Source organism: Leifsonia poae (genome assembly GCF_020009625.1).
Lineage (GTDB): Bacteria > Actinomycetota > Actinomycetes > Actinomycetales > Microbacteriaceae > Leifsonia > Leifsonia poae_A.
The window spans coordinates 1-14,263 of the sequence record NZ_JAIHLP010000003.1; the positions used below are offsets into that span (position 1 = coordinate 1).

Consider the following 14,263-nt stretch of genomic DNA (forward strand, 5'->3'; position numbering starts at 1 on the left):
CCGCACCCGAACCGCGCTGGCCGCAGGCCGTGGACCGACGGTGATCTCGTCTCCGGAACCCCACTCGAGCCACTGGTGCGCCTGCTCGACTCCGTCTACGCCGGGAGAACAGGTCATCTGGGCGGCCCGAGTCCGTCGACGACGATCCCAGCCAAGCCAGGCGGTCCTTCGCCACCGCGGTCGCCCCGTGGCTCGCCGACACGGCCTCCCCCGCTGCGTCCACCCTTCGCACCTGGACCAGCTGAGCGGGTCCGAGCACGTCGCACGTGGTGCGGGTGGCGCTCAGGACGCCGCCCGCACGACGTCCACCACGGTCTGTGCGAGCGCCACGGCGGCATCCCGCAGCGCTTTCTCCGCCACCGGCCCGACGCATGCCGCGGCGAACTCCGGCTGGTGGTTGGTCGCGGGCAGGCTGCCGACGCCGACATACGGGTGGATGGCCGGGACGATCTGCGAGACATTGCCCATATCGGTCGACGCCCGGTTCATCGTCCCGGTGCCAGAGGTGTCGAACACCCTCCCCAGCGCGGTGGCGTTCGCCGCGGTAGTGGCCGAGCGCCCGCTCGTCGGTGCGGAACTCGGAGTACCGTTTGCTCTCCGGCGTGTTGGTGAGCGTGGTCCCCGAGGCGAGCGCGCCCGCTTCGAAGCAGCGGTTCACCCTCTGCTCGATGTGCTCCAGTTCCGCCAGGGTCTCGGCGCGCACGTACCAGCGGCCCTCCGTGCGGTTCGGAATGGCGTTGGGCGCCTGGCCGCCGACGGTCTGGATGCCGTGGACGCGCGCCGAGTGCGGCAGCTGCTGGCGCAGGAGGCCGATGGCGACCTGCGCCACGACGAACGCGTCGTTGGCGTTGACGCCCTGCTCCGGGTACGCGCCGGCGTGGGCCGCTTTGCCGTCGTACTGCACGTGCGAGTGTGCAACGGCGAATGGCCGCGCCTCCGCGACGTCCACCGGCCCCGGATGCGCCATGACGGCCAGGTCGAGGCCGGCGAAGGCTCCGCGGTCGAGCAGCTCGATCTTTCCGCCACCGCCCTCTTCGGCCGGGGTGCCGTACACCTCAACCGTGATACCGAGCTCGTCGGCGAGCGGCGCGAGCGCGGCGGCGACGCCGACGGCGATGGCGGCGATGAGGTTGTGACCGCAGGCGTGACCGAGCCCGGGGAGCGCGTCGTACTCGGCGCAGATTCCGATGCGCACCGCACCGGTGCCAGCCGTCGCGAGGAACGCGGTCTCCAGCCCGAGATAGGCGGGCGTCACCGCGAAACCACGGGATTCGAGCTCATCGCAGAGTCGGGCGCTGGCGCGGTGCTCGTTCCAGGCGGTCTCCGGGTCGGCGTGAAGCGCCTCGGAGAGGGCGATCAAGCGCGGCAGCTCCGCGTCGACCTGCTCGCGCACGCGCCGCTTCAGCGCCGCCTCACTCATCGCCCCGCACACCGTAGCTCGGCGCCCCGGCAGGGGTGAGCCCGCGTGCCACGTACGCGTCGCGCTGCGGCAGCCAAGTCTCGACGAGGATCTCGTCCAGCAGCTCGACGGGATGGTCGGCCCAGTCGACGCGGAGGTCGGTGACCCGCCAGCCGGCGTCGCGCACGACCGCGACGCCGGCCGAGCGGACGGGCCCCTCCTCGCCTCCGGCGGCGACGGCGGCCTTCAATGCGGACAGCAGTCTCACCTCCAGGTCGCCATCCGCCGCCTCGAACGCGTCCACCATGAGCTGCGGGAGGTCTGCCCTGGCGAGCAGGTTGCCCGCCGCGACGGCGTGCGCCGACTGCGCGTGGCCGTGCTCGCCGAGCACATGCGACCCCGAGTGGATGGCGGAGCGGCCTGCGCGGTCGATCACCAACAGCTGCCGGTAGTCGATGTCCGGCGTGGAGTCCACGACCCACGCAAGCACCTCCGCCACCGGCCGTCCGTCGCGCAACCCGGCGAGGAGCTGCGGACCGAGCCGGGGATCGGTGACGTTCTGCGAGTGCCCCCGCCGATACCCTCCGCGAGGTTGACGCAGCGCGCGGCGACTGCCGGCGATGAGGAGCAGATGGCAGAGCCGATGGCGCCGGTGTCGTCGACGGCGAGGATGGAGAAGGTCATCGTCGCCCCTCCCCCGCCGCGTCCGTGCTGATGACAGCTGTCGCGTCGATCTCCACCAGCCACTCCGGCCGGGCGAGCGCCGAGACGACGATGCCTGTGGAGACGGGGAAGACGCCTTTCAGCCAGCGGCCGACGACGCGGTAGACCGTCTCGCGATACCGCGGGTCGACGAGGTAGATCACGACCTTGACGATGTCCTCGACGTTCGAACCCGCCTCCTCCAGCAGCATCGCGATGTTCGCCATCGCCTTCTCAGCCTGCGCCTCCACGTCGCCGATGCCGACGGACTCACGGGTCTCCAGGTCCTGGCCGATCTGGCCGCGCAGGTAGACGACCCGTTCGCGACGACGGCCTGGCAGAGATCGTTGTCGAGGTTCTGCTCCGGGTATGTCTCTTTGGTGTTGAACGGCCGGATCCTGGTGTGCGTCGGCATCAGACAACTGCTCCTTCTGCCGCGAGCGCGGCCTGCTGGTCGTACGCGAGATAGCCCCGCTGAATCTGGATCTGGTCGGCGATGTGGCCGGCGTCGTGCCAGACACCCCAGATGAAGCTGGAGCCGCGGCGCGACTGCCAGGGCAGGCCGAGGAAGTAGACGCCAGGCTCGGTTGAGACGCCGCGCTGGTGCACCGGCCTGCCGTTCTCGTCGAACGCATCCACCTGCAGCCAGCTGTAGTCGGTGCGGAAGCCCGTCGCCCACACGATCGTGGTGATCCCGGCCGCCTGGAGGTCGAGTTCGAGGATCGGGTCGGTCAGGCTCGCCGGATCGGCGCCCACCAGGCGCGCCTCAGGCTCCTCGGGGAGGTCGAGGCCGTTGCGGGCGACGTAGGCGTCCGCCTCGTCGAGGAGGGCGAAGAGGTTGTCGTCGCCAGCGGCGACGTTGCGGGCGACGTCTGGTGCGAACCGCATCCGCCCGTCGCTGTACGCGGTGGTCCGGCCGACCAGGGTGATCCCGCCGGCGGCGAGCTCGCGGAAGTCGACCGTGTGGCCGCCGTCCGCACCGCTCACGGCGATGGTGACATGCTCGGCACCCTGGGGAGGGGTCGACAGGTCCCACTTGCCGAGCACACCGAGCCACCAGACGAAAGTCGCGGCCCCGGTAACGACGCGGCGGCCGGTCGTGCGGGCCGACCGACAGGTAGACCTCGCGGCCCGAGCGGCGCAGCTCGTCGGCGATCTGCACGCCGGACGAGCCGGCGCCGACGACCAGCACGCCACCCTGCGGCAATTGCGCAGGATTGCGGTAGTCACTGGAGTGCAGCTGGGTGGGCCACGAGCCGTCTGGGATGACCGCGGGGATGACGGGGACTTGGAACGGCCCGGTGGCCGCGACGACGTAGCGCGCCTGGAACGCACCGTCTGAGGTTTCGACGGTGAACCCCGGCCGGTCGGCGTTTCGGACGACGCGGGTGACCTCCACACCGGTGCGGATGGGCGCGTCGATGAGTTTCGTGTACGCGACGAAGTAGTCGGCGACGTCGTCTTTCGGTGCGAACTCGTCGGCGCCGACCGTCTCGAACTCCAGCTTGGGGAAGCGGTCGTGCCACGCCGGGCCGTTGGCGACGAGCGAATCCCAGCGCCCTGTTCGCCAGCCTTCGGCGATCCGGCCCTTCTCGAGGACGAGGTGCGGGATGCGCGGTCGGTCAGATGATCGCTCATCGCCACACCGGCCTGGCCACCGCCGACGACGACGACCTCGATCTCCTGGATCTCCTGGCTCGACATGCTGATCTCCTTCGCTGATCGTTGAGCGGTCCAGCCATTGTCAGCAGGAGCGGTCGAATCTAAAAACAATGAGAATCGCCGAATTGGATCAATAGAAGTGATGCCTTGTGCGCGGGTCGCGCGCGTCGATTAACTACCTCGCCAAAGAGTTTTCGACCCGGATGCTCACACCACATCGCTTCAATTGATGCAGTTCAGCGGTTTTCGGCGCTCGTTTCGATGTGCCACTCGTGCGTACTCTTCCGGCATGACGATCGAAACAACCGCCCGCGTCGACGGCAGGGCACTCATCGACGGCGACAGGGTCCACGCGGCCTCCGGCGACACCTTCGTCACGATCAACCCGGCGACGGGCTCCGCCATCGCAGACATCGCCCAGGGCGGCAGCGCCGACATCGACAGAGCGGTCGCAGCGGCGCGCGCCGCATACGAGAGCGGATCGTGGAGCGCCCTCGGAGCCGCAGAGCGCGGTCTCGTCCTCCGACGTCTCGCCGATCTCATCGAGCGCGACGCCGATGAGCTCGCACTGCTCGAATCGCTCGACATGGGCAAGCCGCTCTCACAGACCAGCGCGGTCGACGTACCGGGAACCGCTGCGACGTTCCGCTGGTACGGCGAGCTGGCCGACAAGCTGACCGACGAGGTCCCCGCCACTCCCCCCGGCTCCACAGCGATCGTCAGCAGGGTCGCACTCGGCGTCGTCGCAGCGATCGTGCCGTGGAACTACCCCCTCGACATCGCCGCCTGGAAGCTCGCCCCGGCATTGGTGGCGGGCAATAGCGTGGTGCTGAAGCCCGCCGAGACCACGAGCCTCAGCGCCCTCCGCCTCGGCGAACTCGCCCTGGAGGCCGGCCTGCCGGCCGGCGTGCTCAACGTCGTCCCCGGGCCAGGCGCCGTGATCGGGCGCGCCCTCGGACTGCACCCGCACGTGGACGCCCTCACCTTCACGGGATCGACGGCCGTCGCCAAGAGGTTGATGACGTACGCCGGCGAGTCGAACCTGAAGCGGCTCAGCCTGGAGGCCGGCGGCAAGAGCTCCAACCTGATCTTCGCCGACGCGGAGGATCTGTCGCGTGCGGCGGAACAGGCAGCATTCGGCGCGTTCTACAACCAGGGCGAGGTCTGCTCGGCCAACTCCCGTATCTTCGTCGAACGCCCCGTCTACGACGAGTTCGTCGGCCTCCTCACCACAGCCGCGCAGGCGTACCGTTCCGGCGACCCGCTCGACCCGGCCAGCGGCAACGGCGCACTCGTCTCCGAGTCGCACGCCGACACCGTCGCCGAAGCGATCGCCGCTGCGGCGCGCGATGGCGAGCTGATCGGCGGCGAACGGATCCAGCGCGGTGGATCGTCCGCGTTCATCGACCCGGCCATCGTCACAGGCCTGCCATTGTCGCATCCGTTGCACCGCGACGAGATCTTCGGACCGCTCGTCGTCGTGCAGGCGTTCGATGACGAGGGCGACGCCGTGCACGCCGCGAACGCGACGGACTACGGCCTCGCCGCCTCGGTCTGGACCTCCAGCCTGTCCCGCGCGCACAGAGTGTCCGAGCGGCTGGTCGCCGGTACGGTCTCGGTGAACACCGTGGATGCGCTCGGCTCCACCACCCCGTTCGGCGGGTTCAAGCAGTCCGGCTTCGGCCGCGACCTCTCCCGCCACGCCATCGACAACTATGTCGGCCTCAAGACCACGTGGTTCCAGCACGACTAGGAGTTCCACGATGACCGGGCAGTTGCACGGCGCATCCACCCCCAACTGCGTAAAACCCGGCAATCCCCGAGAATGAAGGACGAAGGAGTCCCACCGATGAGTTCACCAGCCAGGAACGACGCGAAGCTCGAGACCTCGAACCTCCGAGCCCAGCACTTCCATAAGACACTCGGCCGTCTCGACATCGTGTTCCTGTCGATCAGTGCGATCATCGCCATCGACACCGTCGCGCAGATCGCGGCGGGGGGCGGCGCCGAGGCGTTCACCTGGACCGTGATCATCGGCATCACGTTCCTGTTCCCGTACGCGCTCGTCATCGCCGAACTCGGCAGCACCTTCCACGACGAGGGCGGCCCCTTCGTCTGGGTGCGGCTCGCGTTCGGCAAGCTGACGGCGGCGATCGCGACCCTGTTCTACTGGATCACGAACCCGCTCTGGATGGGCGGATCGCTGGTGTTCATCTCCGCCGCCACCTGGAGCGCGTACATCGCACCGCTGCCGGAAGGAAGCGCAGGCGACATCGCGTTCAAATTGATCTTCATCTGGCTGGCCATCGGCACCGCGATCATCGGCCTCAAGTACGGCAAGCACATCGTGGCCGCAGGCGCGATCGTGAAGGTCGCCCTCCTGGTGATCTTCGTCGTCACGGTGGTCGTCTATGCGTTCCAGAACGGCATCCACGGTTATGCCGCCGGCGACTTCTCCCCGACACTGGGCGGATTCCTCGCGGTCACGCCGGTCATCCTGTTCGCGGTCGTCGGCTTCGAGGCGCCCAACGGCGCCGCCGAGGAGATGCGCGACCCGCAGCGCGATGTGCCGAAAGCGATCGCCACCTCCGGCATCATCTCGATCCTCTGCTATCTCGTCCCGATCTTCGCCATCCTGGCGGTGCTGCCCGCCAGCAAGGTGCAGGGCGCGAGCGGCTTCTTGGAGGCGTTCAAGGAGGTCTTCTCCGTCTACGGTCTGGCCTCCGGTCCTGTCATGTTGATCGCGGGCCTGCTGTTCGTGTTCGTCGTGCTGACGCAGGCCAGCGCGTGGATGATCGCCTCCGACCGCGTGCAGGCGGCGGCAGGCGCCGATGGGGCGTTCTTCCGCTATTTCGGCGTCTTCTCGAAGCGGTTCGGCACCCCGGTGCGCATGAATCTCCTCTCCGGCATCGTCGCCACGGTGTTCTGCATCGCGGCGACCATGCTGCTCAAGGGCAGCACGGCGGCCGTGTTCACCGTCGTGCTCACGGTCGCCATCTCGACACTGCTGCTGTCCTATCTGGTGATTTTCCCGTCGATCGTTCGCCTGCGCCGCAGATACCCGGACGTCGAGCGGCCGTTCCGCGTCCCCGGAGGCCGTGCCGGGCTGTGGATCGCCGTGGTGATCATCTACGCCTGGGTCGTCCTCGGCTCGTGGGTCGCGGTCTTCCCCGGCACCCTGGAGTCGGTGTTCGGACTGAAGTACGACTTCATCGACACCTGGGGCGTCGACCGGCCGACCTTCGAGGGCTTCACCGTCGGCACCCTGATCGTCATCGTCGTCATGGCGCTGGTCGGCTACTACTGGCAGCGGGCACGCGACCGCCGTGCGGAGCCTGCAACGGAAGCGCTGCTGGAGCCGGTCAGAGACTGACGCGGTCGCTCCGACACCACCGCGAACGGAGGAGATCCACGGCGCGCGCCGGGATCTCCTCCGTCGTCGGGTGCTGCGTCAGCGTGCGGCTTGGCTGACCGCTATCAGCTCCGCCGCCCGCTCCGCCACCATCATCACCGTGATGACCGGGTTCACGGAGGTCAGCGTCGGGAAAACGGATGCGTCAGCGATGCGCAGACCGCGGACTCCGCGCACACGCAGTTCGGGGTCGACCACGGCGCCCTCGTCGTCCGAAGCGCCCATCCGGCACGTGCCGCTCACGTGGTAGACGGTCTGGTGGATGTCGCGCTGCACGGCCGACAGCTCCTCGTCGCTCTGCACCTCCGGCCCGGGAAAGACTTCGCGCACCAGGTGGTGCCGCATCGGCTCCTCCTCGGCGATACGTCGCGCCAGGCGTACGCCGGCGACGAGCATGCGCTCGTCGTGACCGGACGCGTCGGTGAAGTAGCGGTAGTCGATGACAGGAGGCTCGTCCGGGTCGGCGGAGGCGATGGTGACGCGACCGCGGCTGTGCGGCTTCGCGACGTTCGGGGCGATCGCCACGATCGTCTCCGGAAACACGACCCCGCGCGCCCGCGGGTGGTCGACGACCGGATCGACGGGGAAGTGCATGAGCACATCCGGCCTGGCAGGGTCCCCGTCGACACCGACCATCGCCCCGGCGTCCCAGCCGGAGGCCGAGACGGCGGGCGGCGCCGACACGGCCTCCCACACCACGAGGCCTTCGGCATGATCCTGGAGGTTCTCCCCCACCCCGGCGAGCTCGTGCACCTGTTCGACGCCGGCAGCGGCGAGCACCGAAGACGGCCCGATTCCTGAGTGCAGCAGCAGCCGCGGGGTGTCGATCGCCCCGCAGGCCATCACGATCTCCCGGCGGGCTCGCACCTCGTGCGTCGCGCCATCGGCGTCGCGGAAGCGCACGGACACCGCGCGGCCGTCCTCGACGACAACCCGCTCAGCGCGGGCTCCCGTGATCACGTCCAACGACTCCCGTGCATCCATCATGTCGTGGAGGTAGTGGATCGAGCTCGACCCGCGCACATTGGTCTGCGGGTCGTAACCGACCTCGAAGAAGCCTGCGCCCCGCGCCAATGTGTCGGTGCGTCCGTCGTTCCACCGCTCCTGCACGGGGAGGCCGAGCGCCGTGGCCGCAGCGGCGACGACATCGGCGACGAACGGGTTCCTGTCCGCCTCGCCCACCGGGTGGATCGGGATTCGCAGCCGATCGAAGAACGGATGGAAGCTCGCCGGGCCCCATCCGGCGGCGCCGGCCTGCACCCACTCGTCCAGATCGGAGGCCGGCGGGCGCCAGGCGATCATGGTGTTGGCCGTCGAGCAGCCGCCGAGGATGCGCATCCTGGACTGGCGGATGTGGGAGTTGCCGCGCTCCTGCGGCACGCTCGGATAGTCGAGGTCGTACTCGCTTCCGATCATCTCCTCCCAGCGCCGGATCTCCCGGGCGCGGCCCTCGCCGCGATCGCTCGGCCCCCACTCCAGGAGGCAGACCGTGACGTCGGGGTTCTCGGAGAGGCGCGCGGCGACGATGCCGCCCGCAGTGCCGCCGCCGACCACGACATAGTCGTACTCGGCGGCGGCGGGCTGTGCTGGGTTGTCGGTCATTCTGCTCCTGCGGTTCCGATGGTGGAGACGGGGGTGGCGGCCGGAGCCTGGATGGTCGGCACGGGCGGCTTCGACGGCGCCCACTTCATGAGCGCATAGTAGAGCGGGCAGATCACAGCCAGACCGACGATCCAGGAGATGTCGACGCCGCCGAGGGCGGTGGCGACCGGGCCGGTGTAGAAGGCCGTGCTGAGGAACGGCAGCTGCACGAGGATGCCGAGCACGTAGCAGAGCACAGCATTGCGATTGATGCGCCCATAGATGCCGCCATCCTGACGGAACAGCGATGCGATGTCGTACTTGCCGTGCTTGACCGCGTAGTAGTCGACCAGGTTGACCGCTGTCCACGGGATCAGCACGCACAGCAGCAGGATCATCAAGTTGGACAGGTTCACCAGGAAGTTGGCCGAGAACGCGAACCCGAGCACGAGCGCGATCAGGAAGAGGATGACCGCGATGGCACCGCGAGAGAAGGCCCGCGGAATCCACTTCGGGAACAGGGTCTGCCCGATCGTGATGATCGCGAGACTTCCGCAATAGAGATTCATGCCGTTGCTGACGCTGATGCCGACGCCGAAGACGAGCAGCGCCAGTCCGGCGATCCCCGGGATGAGAGCGCTCAGCCCCGTGGCGACATCGTCCTTCGGGAAGGCGGCTCCCACGATCGAGCCGAGCACCATCGGGATGACGGAGCCGAGGACGCAGCCCGCGAATGTCGCCCAGAACGCGGCGCGCACGCCCGTGTCCTTGGGCATGTACCTGGTGTAGTCCGAAACGTACGGCGCGTATGCGATCTGCCAGAGCGCAGCGACCGAGATGGTGCCCATGATCCCGGTGGCGGTCACCGAGCCGTAATTCAGTGCGCCGGCCGGCAGCGTTCCCGCCGCGAAGATGTAGACGAAGACCAGCGCGATGGTGAGGCCGGCAACGATGCTCATGACGGTGCCGAAGACGTGCAGGAGGCGGTAGCCGAAGACCGCGCCGAAGACGCTGATCAGGCCGACGAGCACTGTCGACCAGAAGGAGCCGAGGTGGGTCAGCGAGTCGAGCGCCTGGCCTCCCAGGATCACATTGGAGGCGAAGAACGCCACGTACATCCCGACCACGATCACCACGACGAGGAGGCTGCCGTACGAGCCGAACTGCGCTCTCGTCTGCAGCATCTGGGGCACGCCGATCTGCGGCCCCTGCGCCGCGTGCAGCGCCATCACGACACCGCCGACGAGGTTGCCGACGACGAGCGCGACGATAGCGGCCCAGATCGGGAGGCCGTACACGGCTGTCGCGAGCAGTCCGGTCGCGATCGACAGCATCATGATGTTGCCGCCGAACCAGATCGTGAACAGGTTGCGTGCCTTGCCGTGCCGTTCGTCCTCGGGAATGTAGTCGATGGTGCGGGTCTCGACGCCGAGGGCGTCGCTGTGGACCTCAGTGCTCATGGGCGTGCTCCTCGTCAGTGGCTTGGCATAGAGCTTCTGCTGCTTTTTCGCATCAATCAACTAAGGTTGCCTGAACCACTGCATCACTTCGGCAGATACAGGGCCGGGGGAAACAGAGCGGAAACATCGTCGTAACCGGAGGTCGCGGATGAGCAAGAAGCCTGACGTCACGCTGGCGCAGCTGCGGTACTTCATCGAGGCGGCTACGCATCTCTCGATGACCCGCGCCGCAGAGGAGCTCTTCGTCGCCCAGTCGGCCGTCTCATCGGCCATCGCGCAGCTGGAGCATCAGGTCGGAGCGCAGCTGTTCATCCGCCAACGCTCCCGCGGCCTGACACTCACGCCGTCCGGGCAGCAGTTCCTCGGCGACGCACGCGCCCTCCTGCTCAATCTGGAGGAGGCGCTCGACACCGCGCGCGGCATCGACAACCAGGTGCGAGGAACCATCCGCATCGGCTGCTTCGTCACGCTCGCGCCCTTCATCCTCCCCGCGATCGTCAGCAGGGTGCGGTCGGAGCATCCCTACCTCGACATCGAGGTGGACGAGCTCGACACAGACGGCGCGCGGGCGGCACTGCGCAGCGGCAGGGTGGAGCTGCTGATCGGCTACGACTTCGGCTTCGGCAACGACATCCGCACCGCCGTGCTGTCCGACGCTCCCCCGCACGTCATCCTGCCAGCCGGCCATCCGCTGGCCGCCTCCCCGCAGGTGTTCCTGCGCGAACTCTCGCGAGAGCCGATGATCCTGCTCGACCTCCCGCACAGCCGCGAGTACTTCCTCGGCATTCTGGCCGGAGCAGGGCTGCAGCCCGAGATCAGGCACCGTTCGCTCAACTACGAGACGGTGCGGGCGTTCGTCGCGCACGGCCACGGCTTCTCGATTCTCAACCAGCGACCCACGCACGACCTCAGCTACGACGGCGAACGCGTGGCGGCGCTGCCGATCGGAGACAGCGTTCCGGCGCTGCCCGTCGTCCTCGCGGCGATGCGCTCGGTGCGCCCGACGGCGCGGGCGCGCGCCGTCGGCGAGATCGCGGCGCAGGTCGTGGCGCAGACCCTCAACCCGCAGCCGTCGTGAGCCTGAACGGTCGTCAGAGATGACAGCTGGGTTTCGCGAGCATTTCGCATCTGACGTGATGATGAAGTGATCCAAGCAAAACTATTTGCGTGATCAGGGTCGCGGAGCAGAGACTGGTCGCAAACGCGAAGGGACGCCGATGACGAGTCTGCACATCACGAACGCCCGGCTCTATCGGGGCGACGGGAACTGGCTCGACGGCGGCGTGCTCGTCCGCGACGGCGTCATCGTCGCCGTCGGTCCTGACGACGTGGTGGCCGCGCAGCGCGACGGCGACACCGAGGTGCGCGACGCAGGCGGCTCCTCGCTCCTCCCCGGGTTCCACGACACCCACGTCCACCCGCCGATGGCGGGAGGCTCGCTCCTCGGAATCGACCTCATGCCCGTGCACGACGCCGATGAGTACGCACGGATCATCGCCGACTACGCGGCCGCACACCCCGAGCTCGACACCATCGTCGGCGTCGGCTGGTACGGCGATGTCTTCCCCGGTGGCTTCCCGACGCGCGCCATCCTCGACGCCATCGTCCCCGACCGGCCGGTGGTCCTCACCAGCCATGACGGCCACGGCGTCTGGGCCAACACGCGAGCGCTGGAGGCCGCAGGCGTCGCGCCAGACATCGCCGACCCGCTCGGCGGCCACTTCCTCCGCGACGGGCACGGCGACCTCACCGGGGTCCTGCTGGACACGGCGATGCAGTCACTGGATGCGATCATCCCGTCACCGGCGCCCGGCTTCCTCGAGCAGGCCATCCTGGCCGCACAGCACCGCCTCCACTCCGTCGGGGTGACCACCTGGCACGACGCAGCGGTCGGCACGAGCGAACTCGGGCCCGACTCGCTCGACGCATACCTCGGCCTGGCCGCGCAGGGAGCGCTCACCGCACGGGTGGTCCTCTGCCAGTGGTGGGATCGCGACCGTGGCCTCGAACAGCTCGCCGACCTGGAGGCACGGCGCACGAGCGTCGCGCACACCCGTGGTCTGGTGGCCGGCACCGTCAAGATCATGCAAGACGGAATGATCGAGAACCACACGGCGGCGTTGCTCGACGACTACACCGACGAGCCCGGCCTGCGTGGAGACTCGTTCATACCGCCCGGCGAGCTCGCCACGATCGTCGCCGAACTCGACGCGCGCGGCTTCGACGTTCACTTGCACGCCGTAGGAGACCGGGCTGTGCGGGAGTGCCTCGACGCGATCGAGCATGCCAGAGCGAGCAACGGGCCGACCGGAGGCCGTCATCAGCTCGCTCACCTCGACGTGGTCGACGCCGCCGACGTCGGCCGGTTCGCTGAGCTCGACGTCACGGTGAACGCGCAGCTGCTCTGGGCGCGCACGGACACAGAGATCGTCGAACGCAAACTGCCGATGATGGGTGACGAACGCGCCGCGCGGCACTTCCCGTTCGGCACGCTTCACGCCAGCGGCGCCCGCATCGTCGCGGGCAGCGACTGGCCGGTCTCCGACCCCAATCCGCTGTGGGCGGTGCACACCGGCACCACCCGGCTGGCGCCATCCACGGATCCGCACGCGACCGGGCTCGCGCTGAGCCAGCCCTTGCTGGCCGGTGAGTCGCTTCCCTTGGGCACAGCGCTCGACGCGTACACCGGCACTGCGGCGTGGATCGGCCGTCTGGAGACGACCACCGGGCGGCTCGAGCCCGGCCTCGCAGCCGACCTCGTCCTCCTCGACCGCGACATCTCCGACGGGCGCGCCCTCGACACCGCCGGTGTTGTCGAGACCTTCGTCGAGGGCCGCTCGGTCTACCGCGCCTGACAGGCGCGGTAGACCGCCGCTGCACTGCCGCCGCTGCACTGCCGCCGCCGCACTGCCGGCGCGGCTCTGGCGGCGCGGCTCAGGCGGCCTTCGTGGCCACGAAGGCGTGCAGGCCTTCCGGCGAGATCGCGAAGCGCACCCGCTGACCGGCGACCAGTGCGTCCGCCTCCTGCGAGAGCATCGTGACGGGGACCCGGAGCTCGCCCACGGCGATCTCCGCCCGGCGCGAACGGACCGAAGAAGTCGATCGCGCTCAGCACGCCGCTGGCGGTTCCCGCGCTGGTCGCCGCCTCGTCGCGGACGATGCGCACGCGCTCGGCCATGACGAGCACATCCACCCGGTCTCCCTCATGCAGGTCGTCCTGCGCGGTCGACAGCGACAGACCGCCGACCTCCACCATCGAGGAGGGGCCGGAGCCGTGCACCACGCCCGCCCCGAGCAGCTGGCCGCCGAGGAACTGCGCCACGAACCGGTTGCCCGGCGCGCGGTACATCGACTCGGGGCTGTCGTTCTGCTGCACGACACCGCGGTCGAGCATCATCACCTTGGTCGCCGAGGTCCATCGCCTCCTCCTGGTCGTGCGTGACCATGATGGTGGTAAGGCCGGTCTCCTGGTGGATGCGCTTCAGTTCGCGCTGCATCTCGCCGCGGATCTTCTTGTCCAGGGCACTCAGGGGCTCATCCAGCAGGAGCAGATCGGGGCTGGTGACCAGCGCGCGAGCGAGGGCGACGCGCTGCTGCTGACCGCCGGAGCTGGGCGGGCGAACGTCCGCCGAAGTCGCCGAGGCCGACCAGTCCGAGCATCTCTTCCGCCTTCTTCTTCGCGGCCGCGCGCGCGTGCGACGGGCGCGCAGCCCGTACATCACGTTCGACCAGCACGCTCAGGTGCGGGAACAGCGCGTAGTTCTGGAAGACGAAGCCGATGTTGCGCTTCTCGACCGAGAGCCGGGTGATGTCGCGCGAGCCGACGCGGATGGGCGCCGGCGTCCGGCTCCTCCAGACCGGCGACGATGCGCAGCAGGGTGGATTTGCCGGATCCGGAGGATCCGAGCATGCAGCAGAACTGCCCGTCGCCGACGGTGAGATCCAGCGGTTCGAGGACTCGCGTTCCATTGAAGGTCTTGGAGAACGCGGAGAACGGTGAGCTCGGCCATCAGTTTCCTTTGTTCGTAGAGGTCGTGAAGAGCTTGG

11 protein-coding genes and 3 pseudogenes are annotated in these 14,263 nt (G+C 68.7%); 4 read left to right on the plus strand and 10 right to left on the minus strand.

The window, feature by feature from the left end; translation table 11 throughout:
• The 5 genes and pseudogenes from K5L49_RS19570 to K5L49_RS20610 form a co-directional block, all read right to left on the minus strand.
• The coding region (locus tag K5L49_RS19570) for an amidohydrolase (RefSeq protein WP_308116583.1) at positions 1–1,420 on the minus strand (1,420 nt) is incomplete at its 3' end.
• Positions 1,413–1,916: a DUF1028 domain-containing protein gene (locus K5L49_RS19575; protein ID WP_263299541.1), complete on the minus strand. Its 504-nt coding sequence runs from the start codon at positions 1,914–1,916 to the stop codon at positions 1,413–1,415. The genes K5L49_RS19575 and K5L49_RS19570, both read right to left, overlap by 8 nt.
• 163 nt (positions 1,917–2,079) lie before the next feature.
• Positions 2,080–2,516 (minus strand): annotated as a pseudogene (locus K5L49_RS19580) (RidA family protein).
• Entirely contained in the window at positions 2,516–3,148 is a 633-nt protein-coding gene (locus tag K5L49_RS20605; protein ID WP_223695348.1) for a hypothetical protein, read from the minus strand. Before K5L49_RS20605 ends, K5L49_RS19580 begins: the two are co-directional and overlap by 1 nt.
• Positions 3,149–3,272: 124 nt before the next feature.
• Positions 3,273–3,839: pseudogene (locus K5L49_RS20610) on the minus strand (NAD(P)-binding domain-containing protein); the annotation flags it as partial.
• A gap of 213 nt (positions 3,840–4,052) precedes the next feature.
• Here K5L49_RS20610 and K5L49_RS19595 point away from each other — a divergent pair.
• Together K5L49_RS19595 and K5L49_RS19600 are read left to right on the plus strand one after the other, a co-directional pair.
• Complete coding sequence (locus K5L49_RS19595; RefSeq protein ID WP_223691402.1) at positions 4,053–5,516, plus strand: aldehyde dehydrogenase family protein; 1,464 nt, start codon at positions 4,053–4,055, stop codon at positions 5,514–5,516.
• Between the two features lie 96 nt (positions 5,517–5,612).
• A complete protein-coding gene (locus K5L49_RS19600) occupies positions 5,613–7,136 on the plus strand; it encodes an APC family permease (RefSeq protein WP_223691404.1) in 1,524 nt (507 codons plus the stop codon).
• Positions 7,137–7,214: 78 nt separating this feature from the next.
• On the opposite strand, the gene K5L49_RS19605 is transcribed toward K5L49_RS19600, so the two are convergent.
• The gene (locus tag K5L49_RS19605) at positions 7,215–8,777 is read right to left on the minus strand and encodes a GMC family oxidoreductase (protein ID WP_223691406.1); all 1,563 of its coding nucleotides are present in this window, start codon (positions 8,775–8,777) and stop codon (positions 7,215–7,217) included.
• On the minus strand, positions 8,774–10,216 hold the full coding sequence (locus K5L49_RS19610; RefSeq protein WP_223691408.1) for a purine-cytosine permease family protein: 1,443 nt from the start codon (positions 10,214–10,216) through the stop codon (positions 8,774–8,776). The genes K5L49_RS19605 and K5L49_RS19610 overlap by 4 nt, the downstream gene beginning before the upstream one ends.
• Before the next feature lie 148 nt (positions 10,217–10,364).
• Here K5L49_RS19610 and K5L49_RS19615 point away from each other — a divergent pair, with 148 nt between their 5' ends.
• Positions 10,365–11,294 carry a LysR family transcriptional regulator gene (locus tag K5L49_RS19615; RefSeq protein ID WP_223691409.1) on the plus strand — a complete coding sequence of 310 codons (930 nt, stop codon included), beginning with the start codon at positions 10,365–10,367 and terminating at the stop codon, positions 11,292–11,294.
• A 139-nt stretch (positions 11,295–11,433) separates the two neighbouring features.
• On the plus strand, positions 11,434–13,071 hold the full coding sequence (locus K5L49_RS19620; RefSeq protein ID WP_223691410.1) for an amidohydrolase: 1,638 nt from the start codon (positions 11,434–11,436) through the stop codon (positions 13,069–13,071).
• On the opposite strand, the gene K5L49_RS19625 is transcribed toward K5L49_RS19620, so the two are convergent.
• From K5L49_RS19625 to K5L49_RS19635, 3 genes and pseudogenes are all read right to left on the minus strand, one after another.
• A complete protein-coding gene (locus K5L49_RS19625; protein ID WP_223695351.1) occupies positions 13,059–13,616 on the minus strand; it encodes a hypothetical protein in 558 nt (185 codons plus the stop codon). The two genes, K5L49_RS19620 and K5L49_RS19625, sit on opposite strands and share 13 nt — an antisense overlap.
• Before the next feature lie 139 nt (positions 13,617–13,755).
• Positions 13,756–13,935: pseudogene (locus K5L49_RS20755) on the minus strand (ATP-binding cassette domain-containing protein); the annotation flags it as partial.
• Entirely contained in the window at positions 13,935–14,162 is a 228-nt protein-coding gene (locus K5L49_RS19635; RefSeq protein WP_223695350.1) for an ATP-binding cassette domain-containing protein, read from the minus strand. The gene K5L49_RS19635 and the pseudogene K5L49_RS20755, both read right to left, overlap by 1 nt.
• Positions 14,163–14,263: the final 101 nt, after the last annotated feature.

Coding starts and splice junctions, on each gene's coding strand:
- K5L49_RS19605 (WP_223691406.1), bottom strand. CDS start 8,777: ATGACCGACAACCCAGCACAGCCCGCCGCCGCCGAGTACGACTATGTC.
- K5L49_RS19615 (WP_223691409.1), top strand. CDS start 10,365: ATGAGCAAGAAGCCTGACGTCACGCTGGCGCAGCTGCGGTACTTCATC.
- K5L49_RS19610 (WP_223691408.1), bottom strand. CDS start 10,216: ATGAGCACTGAGGTCCACAGCGACGCCCTCGGCGTCGAGACCCGCACC.
- K5L49_RS19600 (WP_223691404.1), top strand. CDS start 5,613: ATGAGTTCACCAGCCAGGAACGACGCGAAGCTCGAGACCTCGAACCTC.
- K5L49_RS19620 (WP_223691410.1), top strand. CDS start 11,434: ATGACGAGTCTGCACATCACGAACGCCCGGCTCTATCGGGGCGACGGG.
- K5L49_RS19595 (WP_223691402.1), top strand. CDS start 4,053: ATGACGATCGAAACAACCGCCCGCGTCGACGGCAGGGCACTCATCGAC.